Origin of the sequence: Vibrio rumoiensis, from assembly GCF_002218045.2 — a bacterium.
GTDB lineage: Bacteria > Pseudomonadota > Gammaproteobacteria > Enterobacterales > Vibrionaceae > Vibrio > Vibrio rumoiensis.
This window is the reverse complement of record NZ_AP018685.1, coordinates 869,537-888,506: the sequence shown is the minus strand read 5'-3', so window position 1 is coordinate 888,506 and position 18,970 is coordinate 869,537. Positions and strand designations below refer to the sequence as shown.

Annotated in this window: 19 protein-coding genes; 5 read left to right on the top strand and 14 right to left on the bottom strand. The window is 41.3% G+C overall.

Translation table 11 applies throughout. The features are described 5' to 3' along the window. Window positions 1-8: 8 nt before the first annotated feature. The 4 genes from frsA to VRUMOI_RS04045 form a co-directional block, all read right to left on the bottom strand. Entirely contained in the window at window positions 9-1,268 is a 1,260-nt protein-coding gene (gene frsA, locus VRUMOI_RS04060) for an esterase FrsA (protein WP_089137491.1), read from the bottom strand. 13 nt (window positions 1,269-1,281) lie between these two features. After that, on the bottom strand, window positions 1,282-1,560 hold the full coding sequence (locus tag VRUMOI_RS04055) for a GNAT family N-acetyltransferase (RefSeq protein ID WP_089137492.1): 279 nt from the start codon (window positions 1,558-1,560) through the stop codon (window positions 1,282-1,284). Between the two features lie 140 nt (window positions 1,561-1,700). Beyond that, complete coding sequence (gene gpt / locus VRUMOI_RS04050; protein ID WP_089122491.1) at window positions 1,701-2,165, bottom strand: xanthine phosphoribosyltransferase; 465 nt, start codon at window positions 2,163-2,165, stop codon at window positions 1,701-1,703. Window positions 2,166-2,203: 38 nt separating this feature from the next. After that, window positions 2,204-3,499, bottom strand: a complete 1,296-nt coding sequence (locus tag VRUMOI_RS04045) for an NCS2 family permease (RefSeq protein WP_089137493.1) — start codon at window positions 3,497-3,499, stop codon at window positions 2,204-2,206. A gap of 670 nt (window positions 3,500-4,169) precedes the next feature. Between VRUMOI_RS04045 and VRUMOI_RS04040 the strand changes: the two genes are divergently transcribed. Beyond that, complete coding sequence (locus VRUMOI_RS04040) at window positions 4,170-5,642, top strand: aminoacyl-histidine dipeptidase (RefSeq protein WP_089137494.1); 1,473 nt, start codon at window positions 4,170-4,172, stop codon at window positions 5,640-5,642. A 72-nt stretch (window positions 5,643-5,714) separates the two neighbouring features. On the opposite strand, the gene dinB is transcribed toward VRUMOI_RS04040, so the two are convergent. The 10 genes from dinB to bolA form a co-directional block, all read right to left on the bottom strand. Beyond that, window positions 5,715-6,776 carry a DNA polymerase IV gene (gene dinB / locus VRUMOI_RS04035; protein ID WP_269459976.1) on the bottom strand — a complete coding sequence of 354 codons (1,062 nt, stop codon included), beginning with the start codon at window positions 6,774-6,776 and terminating at the stop codon, window positions 5,715-5,717. Between the two features lie 130 nt (window positions 6,777-6,906). Next, a complete protein-coding gene (nqrM, locus tag VRUMOI_RS04030) occupies window positions 6,907-7,140 on the bottom strand; it encodes a (Na+)-NQR maturation NqrM (RefSeq protein ID WP_089137495.1) in 234 nt (77 codons plus the stop codon). Window positions 7,141-7,152: 12 nt separating this feature from the next. Next, window positions 7,153-8,181 carry an FAD:protein FMN transferase gene (locus tag VRUMOI_RS04025; protein WP_408646265.1) on the bottom strand — a complete coding sequence of 343 codons (1,029 nt, stop codon included), beginning with the start codon at window positions 8,179-8,181 and terminating at the stop codon, window positions 7,153-7,155. Between the two features lie 156 nt (window positions 8,182-8,337). Continuing rightward, entirely contained in the window at window positions 8,338-9,564 is a 1,227-nt protein-coding gene (gene nqrF, locus VRUMOI_RS04020) for an NADH:ubiquinone reductase (Na(+)-transporting) subunit F (RefSeq protein ID WP_089137497.1), read from the bottom strand. A gap of 31 nt (window positions 9,565-9,595) precedes the next feature. Continuing rightward, complete coding sequence (gene nqrE / locus VRUMOI_RS04015) at window positions 9,596-10,192, bottom strand: NADH:ubiquinone reductase (Na(+)-transporting) subunit E (RefSeq protein ID WP_089137498.1); 597 nt, start codon at window positions 10,190-10,192, stop codon at window positions 9,596-9,598. Between the two features lie 5 nt (window positions 10,193-10,197). Next, window positions 10,198-10,830 (bottom strand): NADH:ubiquinone reductase (Na(+)-transporting) subunit D, encoded by a 633-nt coding sequence (locus VRUMOI_RS04010; protein ID WP_089137499.1) that lies wholly within the window; start codon window positions 10,828-10,830, stop codon window positions 10,198-10,200. Further along, entirely contained in the window at window positions 10,830-11,600 is a 771-nt protein-coding gene (locus VRUMOI_RS04005; RefSeq protein WP_089137500.1) for a Na(+)-translocating NADH-quinone reductase subunit C, read from the bottom strand. Before VRUMOI_RS04005 ends, VRUMOI_RS04010 begins: the two co-directional genes overlap by 1 nt. Further along, the gene (locus tag VRUMOI_RS04000) at window positions 11,590-12,834 is read right to left on the bottom strand and encodes an NADH:ubiquinone reductase (Na(+)-transporting) subunit B (RefSeq protein ID WP_089137501.1); all 1,245 of its coding nucleotides are present in this window, start codon (window positions 12,832-12,834) and stop codon (window positions 11,590-11,592) included. The genes VRUMOI_RS04005 and VRUMOI_RS04000 overlap by 11 nt, the downstream gene beginning before the upstream one ends. A gap of 3 nt (window positions 12,835-12,837) precedes the next feature. Then, complete coding sequence (locus VRUMOI_RS03995) at window positions 12,838-14,178, bottom strand: Na(+)-translocating NADH-quinone reductase subunit A (protein ID WP_089137625.1); 1,341 nt, start codon at window positions 14,176-14,178, stop codon at window positions 12,838-12,840. Window positions 14,179-14,571: 393 nt separating this feature from the next. Further along, complete coding sequence (bolA, locus tag VRUMOI_RS03990; RefSeq protein ID WP_089137502.1) at window positions 14,572-14,880, bottom strand: transcriptional regulator BolA; 309 nt, start codon at window positions 14,878-14,880, stop codon at window positions 14,572-14,574. 172 nt (window positions 14,881-15,052) lie between these two features. On the opposite strand from bolA, the gene VRUMOI_RS03985 reads away from it, so the two are divergent. The 4 genes from VRUMOI_RS03985 to VRUMOI_RS03970 all read left to right on the top strand — a co-directional run bounded on the left by VRUMOI_RS03985 (window position 15,053) and on the right by VRUMOI_RS03970 (window position 18,801). Further along, window positions 15,053-16,210: a methyltransferase gene (locus VRUMOI_RS03985; RefSeq protein ID WP_089137503.1), complete on the top strand. Its 1,158-nt coding sequence runs from the start codon at window positions 15,053-15,055 to the stop codon at window positions 16,208-16,210. A 10-nt stretch (window positions 16,211-16,220) separates the two neighbouring features. Beyond that, the gene (locus VRUMOI_RS03980) at window positions 16,221-16,796 is read left to right on the top strand and encodes a YajG family lipoprotein (RefSeq protein ID WP_089137504.1); all 576 of its coding nucleotides are present in this window, start codon (window positions 16,221-16,223) and stop codon (window positions 16,794-16,796) included. After that, window positions 16,796-17,338 (top strand): peptidylprolyl isomerase, encoded by a 543-nt coding sequence (locus VRUMOI_RS03975; protein WP_089137505.1) that lies wholly within the window; start codon window positions 16,796-16,798, stop codon window positions 17,336-17,338. Before VRUMOI_RS03980 ends, VRUMOI_RS03975 begins: the two co-directional genes overlap by 1 nt. Before the next feature lie 119 nt (window positions 17,339-17,457). Then, window positions 17,458-18,801 (top strand): AmpG family muropeptide MFS transporter, encoded by a 1,344-nt coding sequence (locus VRUMOI_RS03970; protein ID WP_089137506.1) that lies wholly within the window; start codon window positions 17,458-17,460, stop codon window positions 18,799-18,801. Window positions 18,802-18,970: the final 169 nt, after the last annotated feature.

Here is an 18,970-nt window from a genome sequence, read left to right as displayed (position 1 = left end):
CACAAATGTCACTTTTTGAGCGCAATTTTAAGCCAATCGACGGCAGAATTGAGCGCTTGATCATACCCTTGTGAAATTGACTTGGTTCTCAATTCAACCGCTTTACCACCTTGACTGAAAGTAGCCAGACTTTGGTTATCCAACTTAGAACCAACCGGGTCACCTTCTAACCCTAGTGCTAAAATTGGTACCGTCGTTTTTCTGCCAGCAAGTAAACCTTGAGATTTTAGTGACCAAGCTCGGACTTGTTGAGAAAAGCTGGCTATATCGACCGCATTTTTTCCAACGCGAGAAGCGAGTGTATCTAGGTACATCTTAGGCATCATACCGAATTTATTCGCATCGGATAACAACTCATGAATTGGTGCACCCAAAGCAACACATGCACTTACTTTTTCTTGCTCGATAAATGACAATCTGGCCATCACATTACCCGCAAAGCGAAAACCTAATAGCCCAACTTTATAATGATCGACCCAAGGAATATTTGGTAGCTCGTTGAGTACCGCTTGATGCAAACAACTTGAGTCTTCTGTCATTGACCAATGAATATTCGCTCCAACACCGGGCATATCAACCGTAAGCATACCTATTTCATGTTGCGCAAGAAAATCTCGAAACAAGCGCCACATATCGGTCTGTAAACTATCGATCCCGGCACTGACCATTACAATAGGAAGTGGCTTTTCAGTATGTGGCAAATGAAGGTTAGCCATGATCTTTTTATTTTTATACGGAATCTTCAACGCTTTAGTGACATAAGGACTATGCTCCATCGCATCAGCATAAGCCTTATTGGCAAGGACTTGTGCTTGAATAGACAAATTATCCCCTTTAAGGTGCGGATAACTGGCAACACTAAAACACAAGCTAGCAATGAAATATTCATTCGAAGCGGCTTCACCACTCAGTTGAACGGCCTTTTTCTGATGAAACGCACCTTGTTGCGACCATTCATATGCCCAATTTCCTGGGCGATATCCAGCCACAGTATCAAGCCAATCAGGGTGATTATGCTTATTACCTGAGCTAGCAATGCGAGCAAAAACCGATTCAATCTCAATAGGATCTAAACCTTGCCATATCCACTGCATGCGACGTAAAGCTCGGTACCAGGCACTTTTACTACGCTTTTGGTTGGCATCTAATAAGGCCTGACTATCCGATAAATAGCTGATAAAACTCGACGTTTCTTTGGCATGCTGATGCTTGTTGAACAGTGATTCAGATAAATTCTTATTACTTGGTTCCAAGGTACATCTCCACATGTTCTTTCAATCATTATTTCGCCAGCAAATGCTGCCATTGAGCATGACGTTCTAGATATACAACGGCATAACTACAAACTGGTCGAACATTGAGATTTTGAGCATCAACGTCCGTTAACACTGTTTCCATTAAGATTTTGCCACAACCTTGCCCACGCAGTTCATCAGGCACAAAAGTATGAGTAATCGTTAAAGCGCCGTTATGATCAAGATAATCTAAATGTGCCCAGTAACCTGGTGCAACTTCGACTTCATAACGCTGCTTTTGCTTGTCATGTTTAAATGGCGCCATAGTCTAAACCCTCTTGATAAAATACCACCTTAGGATAACGCTTTCCCCCTAGGTTATGCCAATCAATTCATCGCAAAACAAACAAAAAACCCCACACCGTAGTGCAGGGTTTGTTTCTTCATTCAATAAATGACTTTGAATTATTTTTGCTTGCGATTAACCGGCTCTTCAAACTGAAGTGTCATATCCCAAGGCTGTTCAATCCATGTGTCTTGAGCAATATCGACAATATAATCATCAACAAGATCTTGCCCAGCAGGCTTAGCACAGACTGTAATGAGCTTAGCTTTAGGATACATTTCGCGAATATGGCGAGCAGTATCACCACTATCCACTAAATCATCCACGATAAGGAAACCTTCACCATCACCTTCAATCGTTTTTAATACTTTCATTTCGCGCTGATGGTCATGGTCGTAGCTAGAGATACAAATCGTATCAACATAACGAATCCCCAGCTCACGAGCCAAAATAGCAGCAGGAACTAAACCACCACGGCTAACGCCAACAATACCTTTCCACTGCTCAGCTGGCATTTGCTTAGCCGCTAACTGACGACAATACATTTGCATATTGTCCCAAGTGATAATGAATTTATTACTCATAATATAAAACCTGCTTTGTTTGTGTTTCTAAGATGCGATTAAGCACCTGTAAAAATGAATTTTAACAAGAATATTAAGGCGAGAATCCAAACGCCAACGTTCACTTCACGCGCTTTACCGCTTAATAGTTTAATCGCTGCATAAGTGACAAACCCCATCGCGATGCCTTCAGCAATCGAGAAGGTCAAAGGCATCAATAGGCAAACGACGGCAACTGGTGCTGCTTCACTTAAATCATCCCATTCGATGTTTACAAGGCCTGATAACATCAAAATAGCCACATAAAATAATGCGCCCGTTGTCGCATACGCTGGAACCATTCCCGCTAATGGCGAGAAGAATAAAGCAAGAAGGAATAAAATACCAACAACAACTGCAGTTAAACCTGTACGACCACCAACAGCAACACCAGCCGTACTTTCAACAAATGAAGTCGTATTTGAAGTACCGAGTAATGCCCCGATAGAAGTGGCAGTTGAATCTGATAATAATGCTTTATTCAAGCGAGGAATTTTTCCATCCTTACCAATAAAACCTGCTTTATTGGCTACGCCAACGAGAGTGCCTGCAGTATCAAATAAATCGACAAACAAGAAAGCAAACACAACTGAAATCATACCGACATCTAAAATAGCTGAGAAATCAAGCTGCAAGAAAGTTGGAGCCATACTTGGAGGCATAGACATAATGCCACCATAAGCCACATCACCTAAGATCACACCAATTGCAGTAATCACCAAAATAGCAATCATTACCGCGGCTTTAAATCCGCGATGAACCAAAACAATCGTTAATACAAAGCCTAGTGCACCTAAAATGGCAGGGATGGATGTAAGATCGCCTACCGTAACCAAGGTTGCAGGGCTACCTACGACGATACCAGCATTCTTCAGTGCAATTAACGCTAAGAATAGACCAATACCAGCAGAGATCCCTAAACGTAAAGACATCGGAATCGAATTAATAATCAACTCACGAATCTTAAACAAGCTCAATAAAATGAAGAGGATACCTGAGCAAAATACTGCTGCTAAAGCCACTTGCCACGTATGCCCCATTCCTAATACTACGGTGTAGGTAAAGAAGGCATTTAAGCCCATCCCCGGAGCTTGAGCAATTGGGTAGTTAGCGTAGAAACCCATAATGAAACAACCAATAGCGGCAGCAAGACAAGTTGCAACAAAGACCGAACCGTGATCCATGCCTGCTTGTGATAAAATAGCAGGGTTAACAAAAATGATATAAGCCATCGTCAAAAACGTCGTAACGCCGGCTAAGATTTCGGTTTTTACGTTCGTGCCGTATTCCGATAACTTAAATAACTTTTCTAACATGTTGTATCCCTAGAGTGTGCATAGCAGCAATTTTAAACGATTGCGCAATCGATTGAGTGAAAAGGCGTGTAGTTTTCCAAATATTGATAATGAAAGCAATCGGAATCTCACTTTTAATCGATTAGAGCCCAGAATATAAGCAATCTAGAAGGTCTTTAGATAAAAAAAAGCCACCTAAATATTAGGTGGCGATAGAATTCTGAAATCTTAGCGATCCATCTATTCTGAATAATAGGGGGTAATGAAAAACAAACACTGAACACATCCGATCGTAGCACCTTTAGATAGAAAGGTAATTACTGCCATTTATCATTCAATCTTTGTTCACATCTAAGATAGTAATCACTCCGTTCTTACTACCATTAAAGAAGTGGTGAGATAGTACACAAATGGTAATTTAATTACAATTTATTTTTTACTTAAAGACGGGTTACCTATAAAAAACGAGTAAGATCACAAATTAAAGTAATAAAATAACTATACTGAGTAAAAACCACTCTCACAGCCTCATTTATAATGTTGAAAGTACCAATCTTATTCATTAATCTTATCTCTATGCTGTACATCGGGCCTTTCAAGTAGCATTATTCTACACATAACCTATAAACAACTTATTTCCACTATTCTATTTACTCAGTGTAGATAGATGTATTCCAATTAGGAGTCTTTTGTGTCGAATCAACATTCTGAAATCAGTCAACTTTCACCCCAACCTGTTTGGCAATTCTTCGATAAAATCTGTTCGATACCTCACCCATCGAAGCATGAAGAGGCTCTTGCTCAATACATCGTCGAATGGGCAACGTCTCAAAACTTACCAGTAAAACGCGATGAAGCCGGCAACGTATTTATTACTAAACCTGCAACGGCAGGTATGGAAAATAAAAAGAAGGTCGTTCTTCAGGCTCATATTGATATGGTGCCACAAAAAAATGAAGATACCGCTCATGATTTCGCTCAAGATCCAATTCAACCTTATATTGATGGTGAATGGGTGACGGCTAAAGGTACAACGCTTGGCGCTGACAACGGTATGGGTATGGCTTCATGCTTGGCTGTATTAGCTTCGAGCGATATTAAACACGGCCCATTAGAAGTCTTACTCACTATTGACGAAGAAGCTGGCATGACAGGTGCTTTCGCGCTAAAAGAAGGTTGGCTTGATGCTGAGATTCTGTTGAACACCGATTCTGAGCAAGAAGGCGAAATCTACATGGGTTGTGCTGGTGGTGTAAACGCCTCTATCATTTTTGACCTAGAACGTGAAGTAATACCAACTGACCATACGGTCCTAAAGCTTGCGGTTAAAGGCTTAAAAGGTGGCCACTCTGGTTGTGATATTCACACTGGCCGCGGTAATGCCAATAAATTCCTTGCTCGTTTCTTAGCCAACCACGCTAAAAACTTAGATTTACGTGTGATTGAATTCCAAGGGGGTAGCCTTCGTAATGCCATCCCACGTGAAGCCGCAGCAATTATCGCGGTACCAAATTCAAAACAAGCTGAGCTCACAGACGCGTTCAATCAATACACAGCCTTAGTTCAACAAGAACTAGGACAAATTGAAACTGCACTCACTAGCCAAATTACAGAAGCAAGTAGTCAATTTTCACCGTTGACTCCAGCGGTGCAATCACGCTTTATTGCCGCATTAAATAGCTGCCCAAATGGGGTGATTCGCATGGATGACAACATTGAAGGTGTGGTTGAAACATCGTTGAATGTTGGCGTAATTACTACTGAAGAAAATAAAATCACCATTCTTTGCTTAGTCCGCTCATTGATTGATTCTGGACGTGAAATGGTTGAAGGCACTTTGGCTTCTCTAGCTGAGCTTGCAGGAGCAAAAATTCAATTTGATGGGGCTTATCCTGGCTGGAAACCGGATCCAGACTCACAAATCATGCATATCTTCCGCGATGTTTATGAAGGTATTTATGGTAAAAAACCGAATATCATGGTGATTCATGCTGGCCTTGAATGTGGTCTATTTAAGAAACCCTACCCGAATATGGATATGATTTCGTTTGGCCCTACTATCAAGTTCCCACACTCTCCAGATGAAAAAGTAGAGATAGCCAGCGTGGCACTTTATTGGGAACAAATGATCGCCATCTTGGAAAATATTCCCGAAAAAGCATAAATACGTTGTTCGGTTAGCGTCTCTCGTTTCTCGATCCCAACTCGAGAAACGAGATTCAAAAATCGAGCTTAGTCATATCAAACACAGCTGCCTTTCCATTTCCTCAGGCTTCAACATCACACTCACTCCGAGCAAACGTATTTCACGTCCCTTTTGACGCGTCAGGACTTCTTGTAGCAATTCTTTATAATCTTCTAAAGTAAATATCTGCGCATTATGCTCAATGGTCGTCTGTTGGAAATCAGCAAACTTCACTTTAATACCTTGCTTGGTTATCGCCTTTGATGGTGATGCTTTCAGTAACCTTGCATCTAACTCAGGGTAGAGCTTTTGCTCAATAACTTGCCAACACTGTTCAAAGGTGGATATATTTTCACTAAAGGTTCTTTCTACCCCAACCGATTTACGGTTTCGCTCAACCACTACTTCTCGGTTATCGATACCATGACTTTTCTTCCATAGAGAAGCGCCAAGTAAACCAAATTGCCCTAATACATCACGATAGTTTGATTGCCGCACATCTAAGCAAGTGTACAGACCGGCTTGATGAAGCTTCTCGATACTTACCTTACCCACACCAGGAATCTTCTCTAATGGTAATTGGTCTATTGTTGATTGCACCTTCTCAGGGGGAATTACAGCTATTCCATTTGGCTTATTAAGATCAGAAGCAATCTTAGCTAAAAACTTGAGAGGAGCAACACCTGCCGAAGCAGTTAGATTTAATTCACGTTCAATATCAGCCCGAATCGCTTCGGCAATCAAGGTGGCTGAGCCGTGCAACATTTTACTGTCGGTCACATCCAAATACGCTTCATCAAGCGATAATGGCTCGATAAGAGGCGTATAACGGGAGAATATCGCACGAATCTGCTTTGAGACTTGCTTATACACATCCATCCGACCGTGTACTAAAGTGAGATGAGGGCATAACTGATAGGCTTTTGCGGTGGACAAAGCCGATCGCACACCATATTGACGCGCAATATAATTACAAGTGCTGATCACACCACGTTGCTTACTGCTGCCGCCAACGGCTAAAGGTATATCACGGTACTGTGGAAAATCTCGCATTTCCACTGCCGCAAAGAAACAGTCCATATCAATATGAATGATTTTACGCTCGATATTCACCGATACACCACAAGATACTGTATAAAAACACAGTTAAATGATAGCGCTAAATTCTACGAATACCAAGAAATAAAAATGCCCCAACTTCATAAAGTTGAGGCATTCTAATCAAGCAATTATTATCGTAGATTTACATGATGCGTTTATTATCCCACTCGGCTAATTTCTGTGCTCGTAGCGCAGCTTTAGCTTCACGCTTCTTACGTGCATCACATGGTTCAGGACAGTTGCAGACTTTATCAACACCTACCGCCCCTAATCCGCCACAACTGCCTTTTACCACTTTCTTCTGAAAGATATAGCCCACAGACATTGCCGCGATCACAGCTAAGAAAATAAAAAATGTAATACCATAAGTTGCCATGGAGCACCTCGTCTATTGTGTGTCTTTCAAATACGGCTTAAACGCATTTGAACTAAATTCTTTAAAACCGTCATCTGTTTTGACGATATACAAAACCGGAATATTATTCTGGTTGGCAATGCGCAAACCTTCTGTCTCACCCAGTACCATCAAGCCTGTCGATAAACCATCTGCCGTCATACACGACGGATTAAGAACTGTCACCGAAACCACTTTATTATTAATCGGCTTACCTGTTTTCGGATTAATGATATGAGAATAACGTATTCCATCTTCTTCAAAATAATTACGATAATCACCTGAAGTCGCTATCGCCATATCACCCGGTTCAATAATATTTTCGACAGAACGTTGGTTAACAACGGGTTTTTCTACCGCGATACGCCAAGGCACACCATCACGGTTTTTACCTTTAACGCGAATTTCGCCACCCACTTCAACCATGTAGTTATGAATACCAACAGATTCTAAGTAATCTGCTACTTCATCAGTACCACGGCCTTTCGCAATACTTGAAAGATCAACATACAACTCTGGAATATCTTTAATTAACGCATCACCGGTTTCACTTAAATGCTGAATTCCAGTAATTTGACGACGCTCTGATAACATTTCTGGTGTAGGAACGACATCAGGACGATCTTCTGGCCCAAACCCCCATAAGTTCACAATAGGACCAACCGTCACGTCCATTGCCCCTTCTGTGAGCTTATTAATGCGCAATGCTTCGCGAACTACTGCTGCAGTATCACTAGAAACCGAAAAAGGTTCGCTGTTCGTATGTTGATTAAAGCGACTAAGCTCGGAATCAGGTCGATAAGTCGACATTTCATCATTCACTTTCTCGAGTACTTTGTCGATTTCTTTTTGTAATACTTCAGGCTTAGGCTGCTCATCTTGAACAATGTATTTTACATTATAACCCGTTCCCATTGTTGGACCAGATAGGTGTACTTGCTCTGTTGGTTTTGAACAACCGGTTAATAATATCACAGAGAGAACAACCAAAAGCCAAGCGTGTACCGACTTAGCAAGTTGAATAGTTCGTAATTTCACTTGCTTACTCCTTTCAAAAGGTAACAATAAAATAATTAGAAATTGATGCTATCTAATCTAAGTGAGATCGCCATTTCTAATTATTCTAAAAAAGAATGGCCGACTTAGATAAGTCAGCCATTATTATCAAAGGCTTAATGATTAGCCGCCGAAATCATCCAATAGAATGTTTTCGTCTTCCACACCAAGATCTTTCAGCAAGCCAATAACGGCTGCGTTCATCATTGGTGGACCACACATGTAGTATTCACAATCTTCTGGAGCTTCATGATCTTTCAGGTAGCTTTCGTATAGAACATTGTGGATAAAGCCAGTCTTACCTTCCCAGTTATCTTCTGGAAGTGGATCAGACAATGCACAGTGCCATTCAAAGTTATCATTCTCAGCCGCTAGACCATCAAAGTCTTCTACGTAGAACATTTCACGCTTAGAACGAGCACCATACCAGAAGCTCATCTTACGCTTAGACTTCAGGCGCTTAAGCTGATCGAAAATATGTGAACGCATTGGCGCCATACCAGCACCACCACCGACAAACACCATTTCCGCATCCGTATCTTTCGCGAAGAACTCACCAAATGGACCTGAAATCGTACACTTGTCGCCTGGTTTCAGAGACCAAATGTAAGAAGACATGATACCCGGTGGTACATCAGGATTATTAGGTGGCGGCGTAGCGATACGCACGTTCAGCATAATAATACCTTCTTCGTCTGGATAGTTCGCCATCGAGTATGCACGGATGGTCTCTTCTTCCACTTTTGATTCATAGCGGAACAAGTTGAATTTTTCCCAGTCTTCACGATATTCCTGAGGAATATCAAAGTCAGAGTATTTGATATGGTGCGCTGGCGCTTCAATTTGAATATAACCACCTGCACGGAAAGGTACAGACTCACCATCAGGGATCGCAATCTTGAATTCTTTGATGAAGGTTGCTTCGTTATTATTAGAAATAACTTCACATTCCCATTTTTTCACACCAAAGATTTCTTCAGGTAATTCAATTTCCATGTCGGTTTTCACGTTAACTTGACAAGCTAAACGTTCACCTTCACGAGCTTCACCTTTCGAAATATGATCCAATTCTGTTGGTAGAATATCGCCACCACCAGATTTGATTTTAACGCGACATTGGCCACAAGAACCACCGCCACCACAAGCTGAAGACACGAAAATGCCAGAGCTTGATAGTGCACCAAGTAGCTTGCTACCTGCGCTTGTTGTAATGGCTTTCTCAGGATCGCCATTAACGGAAATCGTAATATCACCTTCTGGAACCAGCTTAGATTTAGCGAAAAGAATCACTAAAACTAAAGCTAGAACGATCAGAGTAAACATCACGACGCCAAGAAGAATAATGTCCATTGACTATTCCTTATTTATTGGGCGTTTACCCTTAAAGTTGAATACCAGAGAAAGACATAAAGCCTAACGCCATAAGACCCGCGGTGATGAAAGTAATACCTAGACCACGAAGACCTGGAGGTACATCTGAATATTTCATCTTCTCACGGATACCTGCTAACGCAACGATAGCTAACATCCAACCTAAACCTGAACCGAAGCCGTATACGATTGACTCTGTGAAGTTATAGTCACGTTGAACCATGAACGACACACCACCAAAGATGGCACAGTTAACCGTAATCAACGGTAGGAAAATACCCAGTGCGTTGTACAAAGGTGGGAAAAAGCGGTCAAGCACCATTTCCAAGATTTGTACTAGAGCGGCAATAACACCGATGAAAGTGATGAAGTTTAGGAAACTTAAATCCACACCTTCAACTAATGCGCCCTCTTTTAACACGTAGGTATACACCAAGTTGTTAATTGGCACTGACAACGTCAATACCACAACAACCGCAACACCAAGGCCGATTGAGGTTTTTACTTTTTTCGATACCGCTAGAAACGTACACATGCCCAAGAAGAAAGACAGTGCCATATTCTCAATGAAAATCGAACGAACTAGTAAGCTAATATAATGTTCCACGTCAATTACTCCTTCGCTTCGATTTGTTCAGGCTTCAAGGTACGAAGAATCCAAATCAAGAAACCAATCAAGAAGAATGCAGATGGTGCCAATAGCATTAAGCCATTTGGTTGGTACCAACCACCGTCAGAGATTAGTGGTAAAACTTGCATACCAAATAATCGACCTGAACCAAGTAATTCACGGAAGAAGCCTACTACGATAAGAACAAAGCCATAGCCTAAACCATTTACAATACCATCAATAAAAGACGGTACTGGTGCTTCTTTCATCGCGAAAGCTTCTGCACGACCCATTACGATACAGTTAGTAATAATCAAACCAACGAATACAGAAAGTTGTTTTGAAATATCGTAGAAGTAAGCACGAAGTACTTGGTCTACCACGATTACTAACGATGCAATGATCGCCATTTGTACAATAATACGAACACTGCTAGGAATGAGGTTACGCATCAAAGATACGAAAAAGTTAGAAAATGCTGTTACAAACATTACCGCTAATGTCATTACAAATGCGGTTTCTAACTTTGTTGTTACTGCTAGAGCAGAACATACACCTAAAACTTGCAGCGCGATTGGGTTATTGTCAAAAACAGGCCCAATAACCGCTTTCTTAAACTCTTTTACGCTAGCCATTAGTTAAGTTCTCCTGCACGTACTTTTGCAAGGAATGGTCCATAACCCATGTCGCCTAACCAAAAATCAAATTGATGCTGAACACCATTACTCGTTAAGGTTGCGCCAGAAAGACCGTCGACACCATGCTCAGAACCTTGCGGTGCACCACCTTTAACAATCTTGATTGCAGGTTTATTGTTTTCATCAAACAATTTTTTACCTTCAAATTGAGCTTTCCATTTAGGGTTCTCAACTTCACCACCAAGTCCAGGGGTTTCACCTTGTTCATAATAAGTAATACCGTTTACTGTATTACCGTCAGTTTGTACCGCAACAAATGCATACATCATTGACCATAGACCAGTACCGTTAATTGGAAGAATTACTTCCTTAACGTTCTCACCGTCTTTAACAAGGTAAACGATCCCTTTGTTTGGACGACGTAAGATCTTAGCAAGATCTTGCTCTGGCGTTAATTTAATGGATTGAGAAGGATCTTTTGACGCAGCACGCATATCGTACTTGCTCGCATCACCTTCGACAAACTCACCCGTATTGAAGTCAATCAAACGAGGTTCAATACTTTCTTTATAGATAGATTGAATCTCTTGCGGATTTTTCGCATCAAAACCAGCAACCGCTACGATGTTACTTTGAACATCAAGTTTAGCATTGGCTACTTGTTTTGGTTTTAATAGTACAGCCGCCGTTGATACCACTACCGAACACACAAGGCTCAGCGCGACAACGGTAACTAGCGTACCTTTAATGGAATCTTTATTTGCCATAGCGAGCTAGTCTCCTTTTGACGTTCTTCTCAACGACAAAGTAATCGAACAACGGAGCGAAGAGGTTAGCGAATAGAATCGCTAGCATCATACCTTCTGGATAGGCTGGGTTAACCACACGGATAAGTACACACATCACACCGATTAAAGCACCGTACGCCCACTTACCTTTATTGGTAAATGAAGCCGATACTGGATCGGTCGCCATGAAGATCATACCGAATGCAAAACCACCTAGAACCATGTGCCAGTACCAAGGCATAGCAAACATTGGGTTAGTGTCTGAACCGATAAGGTTAAACATGGTTGATACTGCCGCCATACCAATCATTACACCTGCAATGATACGCCATGAAGCAATTCGCATGTAAACGATCATTAGACCACCAAGGATTAGAGCTAAGGTTGAAACCTCACCCATAGAGCCTGGGATATTACCAATGAAAGCGTCCATCCAAGAAATTGAATGACCCGTTACCGTATTCACTAATGAACCGTGACCACCTTGAGCCCACTGGCTAAGCGCCGTAGCACCAGAGAATCCATCTGCCGCTGTCCAAACTGCATCACCAGAAATTTGTGCTGGGTAAGCAAAGAACAAGAAAGCACGACCGGCTAATGCAGGGTTTAGGAAGTTACGACCTGTACCACCAAAGATTTCTTTAGCGACAACCACACCGAAAGTGATACCTAAAGCGGCTTGCCATAGCGGTAGTGTTGGCGGAACGATTAACGCAAACAAGATAGAAGTTACAAAGAAACCTTCGTTAACTTCATGCTTACGAATCATACAGAACAATACTTCCCAGAAACCACCTACGGCGAAAACAACTGCGTAGATAGGCAGGAAGTAAGTTGCACCAAGCAGCATCATACTGCCCCAACCCGCTTGGTCAGAAAGCGTTCCACCAAGCATTTCTGTTAACCAGTAGTGCCAATCACCAGAAATGATTGAAGCAAGTTGGTCACCAGAGTACATGTGGTTAAGTGCAACAATGGCTTGATGGCCAGTGTTATACATCCCCCAAAACATTGCTGGGAATACCGCTAACCAAACCATGATCATGATACGTTTTAAATCAACACTATCACGAACATGAGAACTGCGCTTTGTTACCGTACCCGGCGTGTAGAATAGAGTCGCCGCAGCTTCATACAAAGCAAACCAACGCTCATGTTTCCCGCCAGGTTCAAAATGCGGTTCAATATCTTCTATAAATTTCTTAAGGCCCATGAATTAACCTTCCTTCTCGATCTTGTCTAGGCAATCGCGAAGTAAATCGCCATATTCATATTTACCAGGACATACAAAGGTACATAACGCCAAATCTTCTTCATCCAGCTCTAAAACGCCTAAACGTTGTGCGCTATCAGAATCCCCAGCACAGATATCACGAAGCAACAATGTTGGTTCGATATCTAATGGCATCACACGCTCATAGTTACCGATTGGCACCATTGAACGATCACTACCATTTGTTGTAGTGGTCATGTTGAATACACGACTTGGGAATAAGTGGCTTAAGAAAGAACGAGTTACAGAGAACTTGTGCGCGCCAGGCATAGCCCAACCAAGAAACTCTTTTTCACGACCTTCATGAAGAACCGACACTTGTGCATGGTAACGACCAAGATAAGCGTGAGGACCTGAAGCCGTGGTACCAGACAATACTGAGCCAGATATTACGCGAGCTTCGCCCGGTAGAATCTCACCTTCAGTTAAATCATCAAGATTTGCACCAATACAAGTGCGAACTAAACGAGGCTCTTTGATTGCAGGACCCGCTAATGAAACCACACGATCTGTGTAAATTTCACCAGTAAGGAATAGCTGACCAAATGCAATAACGTCTTGGTAGTTCAAGCTCCAAGCAACATTTTCTAAGCTCACTGGGTACAAGTGATGCATGTGAGTCCCCGCCAAACCAGCTGGGTGTACACCTGCAAACACATGTTCTTCTACATTAGATTGAGAAGATTGTGGCAATGTTGTAGAGGCTTTACATACATAGACCTTGCCATCTGTTAGAACAGATAAAAGATCTAAGCCAGCCGTAAATGCTTCTGCTTGTTCATTAATAATCACAGCAGGATCTGCCGCTAATGGATTAGTATCCATTGCTGTCACAAAGATCGCCTGAGTGGTCGAATCGATTGCTGGAACCTTGCTGAACGGACGAGTTCGCAATGCAGTCCACATACCAGATTCAATTAGCTGATTCTTCACCGCTTCACGGTCAAGTTTTGCTAATTGATCGGCAGCGTAGCTTTCGAAAGTCACTTGGTCATCACCTGATACTTCAATCACAACCGATTGAAGAACACGTTTTGCACCACGATTTACTTCGATAACTTTACCGCTTGCAGGTGAAGTGTACTTAACGCCAGGATTCTTTTTATCTACAAAAAGAATTTGGCCTTTTTTCACTTCATCATCAACGCGAACATGCATAGTTGGACGCATACCCACGTACTCTTCGCCAAGCAAGGCGACTGTTTTGATGGACTTGCCATCATTAATCACCTGAGCAGGAACTCCAGCAATAGGAAGATCCAAGCCCTTTTTTATTGTAATCATACGCACTTGCACTACTTTATTTAGGGAAATAAGATTCTTTTAATTGCGTAACTTAAAGACACGACTTTTTTGTGTCCGGCTCTGATTTTGTAAAAAAAACCAGAATCGCAACATCCGTATAAAAAGGCCTAATTTTATCAATAAGCTCTTCTAGGTCGCGTATTCTAACATCTTTTATGAATATCTTGCCATTCTCATTAGGAGTATTCGGCTATTTTTTTGCAGCTAAGTTAACGCCATTAAATACAAAAATGTATATATTTGATGCACACCACAATTATCAAAATCCATTTTATATGGAAGAAACAAACCAAGTAACCGATTAACCTTACTATTTAAGTGGTATTAAGCCTGATTTTGTTAAAATTGACATTGACATGATTGAACACTGAATTACTTTCCGCCACCCGCACATTTAGGCGAAGCAGGAGCCACTCCATTCGCTTCTTGCCATTCCAATTCGGTATAAGCATGGATAGATAAAGCATGAATATGGTTTTCCAGCTCATCATTAAGGATTGCATTAATAGATCGATGACGAGCAATCAGCCTTTTATCATCGAATTGCTCACTCACCACAATCACTTTAAAATGACTTTCAGAACCGGGCGGAACGTTATGCATGTAACTTTCATTCTGAACCTCTAAATGGATAGGGTTGAATTCGGCTTGTAATTTTCTTTCGATTAAATCTTGAATCATAATGCTCACCTTCTAAGTATCCCACCAAGATGCCATGAAAACGGCAATAAACTCAATTGAATTTATACGTTGAAATCATGACATTTAAACACAGAGTTTCTACTATCTTGTTCAAACACCTTCTGCGACAATGTACGTCCAAGTGACTTCAATATGCAGATAAAAGATAAATATGAAGACTGAACTAACCTTATATGATCGCACCTTAACATTATCTCGTTTCCCTAAACGCGCCAATGAAACATTACAAGCTTGGGATGCGGGTGATGAATATTTGATTAATCATGTAGAAGAAATGGATCTCCCTTCAGGCCGAAACATCCTGATTCTCAATGACCATTTTGGTGCGCTTTCATGTTGGTTCTCAGAAAAACATAGCGTCACAATGATGAGCGATTCATTTATTTCTCACAAAGGTACATTGAAAAATTTACAGCGTAATAAATGCCCTAAAATTCAATTTTTGAATTGCTTGCAAGAGATGCCTAAGCACATTGATCTTGTATTAATGCAACTACCAAAAAGTAATCGCTTACTTACTTGGCAGCTTTCTAAACTACGTGAATCACTCTCCGAAACGTGCCCAATCATTGGCGTAAATAAAGCCAAAGAAATCCACACATCTACTCTTACTTTATTTGAAAAGCACCTAGGCGAAACTAAAACCTCATTAGCTTGGAAAAAACATCGTCTCGTGTTCTCACAAGCCAATTGTCAGCCGATCATTCCAGTGCCAGCAGAATGTGAATGGCAAGTTGATGGTCAGAATATCACTTTATCCAACTATGCCAATGTTTACTCAGGTGAAAGCTTAGATCTGGGCGCAAGGTTTATGCTTGATTACATTCCAGTAGATGAAGAATTAAGACACATCATTGACCTAGGGTGTGGTAATGGCGTGCTATCAATTAAAGCAGGACAATTAAACCCTCAAGCTCGAATCACCAGTATCGATGAAAGCTTTATGGCTGTCGCTTCGGCACAAAAGAATTTAGAAAAAAACCTGGGTTCGGATAGAAATATTCAAGTTATTGCCAATAACTGCTTAGATGGTATGAAAGACAACAGTACGTATTTGGTATTGTGTAACCCCCCTTTTCATCAAAACAACACTATTACCGATCACATCGCTTGGCAAATGTTCTGCGATGCAAAAGATGCATTGAACCATAATGGCAAATTGCTGGTCGTAGGAAATCGACACTTAGAGTATCCAACCAAGTTATCTCGCTTGTTTGGTCAGCAACAAGTGACAATTGTGGCGGAAAATAATAAATTCGTCATTATTGAAGCAATCAAAAACAATGACTTAAATAAAAAGACTAAATAAGGATATAAAAATGAAGAAGCTGATTATGTTATGCGCGGCTTTGGTATTAACGGCTTGTGCCAGCGTTTCTCAAACCGATTTAATTAACCTTACTCCGTCGTCCACCCTAAGCTCGAGTAAGGCTGTCGATGGCTTAGCTTTCACTCTGACTAGCCAAGATGTTCGTAGTGCGCAATTCATTGCCGTCATTAAACGTGATGATGAAGAACAAGTTCAACCAATGCATGCGAAACAAAACGTTCGTAAAGCTTATGAAGCAGCGGTTTACCAGCAGTTTTTCTCTCAAGGCTTTACGATGACTAAAAACAGCAACAATATTGTGAATATTCAAGTTGTCGATGCCTTAGCAACCGTTAACCAAGGGCCTGTTAAATACGGAATTGAAGGTAAAGTCACCTTAAAAATCACTGCTGAAACCCCCAATGGCAAATTTGTCAGAACTTACACCGGCTCAGGCACAAAATCAGGCTCATTCACAGCCGATAAAACCGATGTAGAAGAAGTGATTAACCGCGTATCAAGCCGAGTGTTAACCACCATTGCCAAAGATTCAGAATTAACAAAATATATGAAGGATAACTTTTAATGAAAAAAATCTTATTTGGGCTGCTGATGCTATTTAGCGTTTCAAGTTTTGCAGCCCCAACGGTTGAGTTTGAAACCTCTATTGGTAATTTCACGATTGAATTAAACCAGCAGCAAGCGCCTATTACCGTGAAGAACTTCCTAAAGTATGTCAACGATGGGAGCTATGTTGGCACTCAATTTCATCGTGTGATCCCAGGTTTCATGGCCCAAGGTGGCGGTTTTGATAAAGACATGAACGAACGTTCTTCTTATGCCCCTATCCGCAATGAAGCAACCAATGGTTTAGAAAATTTAACCGCGACCGTCGCAATGGCCCGTACTAGCAATCCAAACTCCGCAACTCGCCAGTTTTTTATTAACTTAAAAGACAATGACTTTTTAAACTACTCACGGAGTTCTGCCGGTTACGCCGTATTTGGTAAAGTAACGAAAGGCTTTGATGTTGTCAGAGCGATGGCGCAAAAGCCGACTCGTTCTATGGGGTCGATGCAAGATGTTCCAGTCACGCCAATCATGATTACCAAAGTCACGGTGAAGTAATCTCTTACCGTCTAGATTACCACTTCAACTTATAATATTTATTGCAGCCATCTTAATTTGATGGCTGACTTTTCTATGCAGCTTTTTTTTGCATAGCCTATGTAACCAAGGAGAAAAACATGGCTTCTATGACCTGGAAGGCAACCATACAAACCTACTTAGATAAGCGTCTATTATGGGTCTTCATGTTAGGTTGTTCGAGTGGCTTTCCTTGGGTACTAATTGGCTCCAATATGTCGGGTTGGCTAAGTGATGCTGGTTTAAATCGCTCAACCATTGGCTATTTTGGGGCGGTATTTGCGGTGTATGCTATCAATTTTTTGTGGGCTCCTTTGATTGACCGAGTCAAAATTCCGCTACTGCATTCATGGCTTGGCCAACGAAGAAGCTGGATATTATTGTGCCAAGCGATCATGCTAGTCTGCACTTTCTTCTTAGCTGAATTAAATCCAACCAATAACTTAATTTTAATCTCCGCGTTTGCATTAGCTATTTCAACCGCTTCTGCAACTCAAGATATCGCGATTGATGCTTTCCGCATTGATAGCTTCCCTAAAAGTAATAACAGTAAACTGCCGCAGGCGTCAGCCATGGCCGTCATTGGTTGGTGGACCGGTTATTCACTTCCAGGTTACCTAGCCTTTTCCAATGCTGATGCTTATGGTTGGAACAACGTGTATTACGGCATGACGCTCGTTATCGCCTTATTAATGTTATTTACACTACTCACAGGCGAGCCAAAAACTCAGCGAGACGAACTGCAACATCAAGCCGAAAAACGCCACGAAAAAGTGGTTAACTCAAAAGTTGCCGCTTGGCTAACGGTAACGGTCGTTGAGCCTTTCCTTGATTTCTTCCGTCGCAATGGTATTGGCGTTGCCATTACTTTATTGTTGTTTGTCTTCCTATTTAAAATTGGTGAAGCTTTTCTGGGTCGAATGTCGATTGTGTTTTACAAAGAAATTGGCTTTAGCAACGAACAAATTGGCGAATACTCTAAATTGATTGGATGGGGAGCAACCATGTTATTTACCTTTGTAGGTAGCATGTTCAACGTCCGATTTGGTATTGTTAAAGGGCTTATGATCGGCGGCATTGCCATGGCAAGCAGTAACTTAATGTTTGCTTGGATTGCATCGGTTGGACCTAATGAACATTTACTTTTAGCTACCGTATTAGTCGATAACTTTACCACCGCCTTTTCAACCGTGGCATTTGTCTCATTCTTAACGGTATTGACTGGCCAAGCATTCTCAGCGACTCAATATGCATTATTAGCATCATTAGGTAACTTCGGCCGTACCACTCTGTCATCGTTTAGTGGTGAACTCGCCGATAGCTTAAATAGCTGGCCACTGTTCTTCATTATCACGGCTGTCATGGTGATCCCAAGTCTGATTATGCTGTATGTATTACGCCATTATTTTCACGACTTACTTGAAAAAGCACGAAACCAACAATAGAACCCTATAAAAACACGAATAGAAAACAGCCAAGGCAAGCGGTTGCCTTGGCTGTTTTTCGTTCTAAATTCAGAAATCTGCACAGATTTTAATAACAAGTTCCATCCAAGATCCCATTTACGTGATAACAATCACAATAAATATTCAAGTTTGCAGCTTTTATCACTTA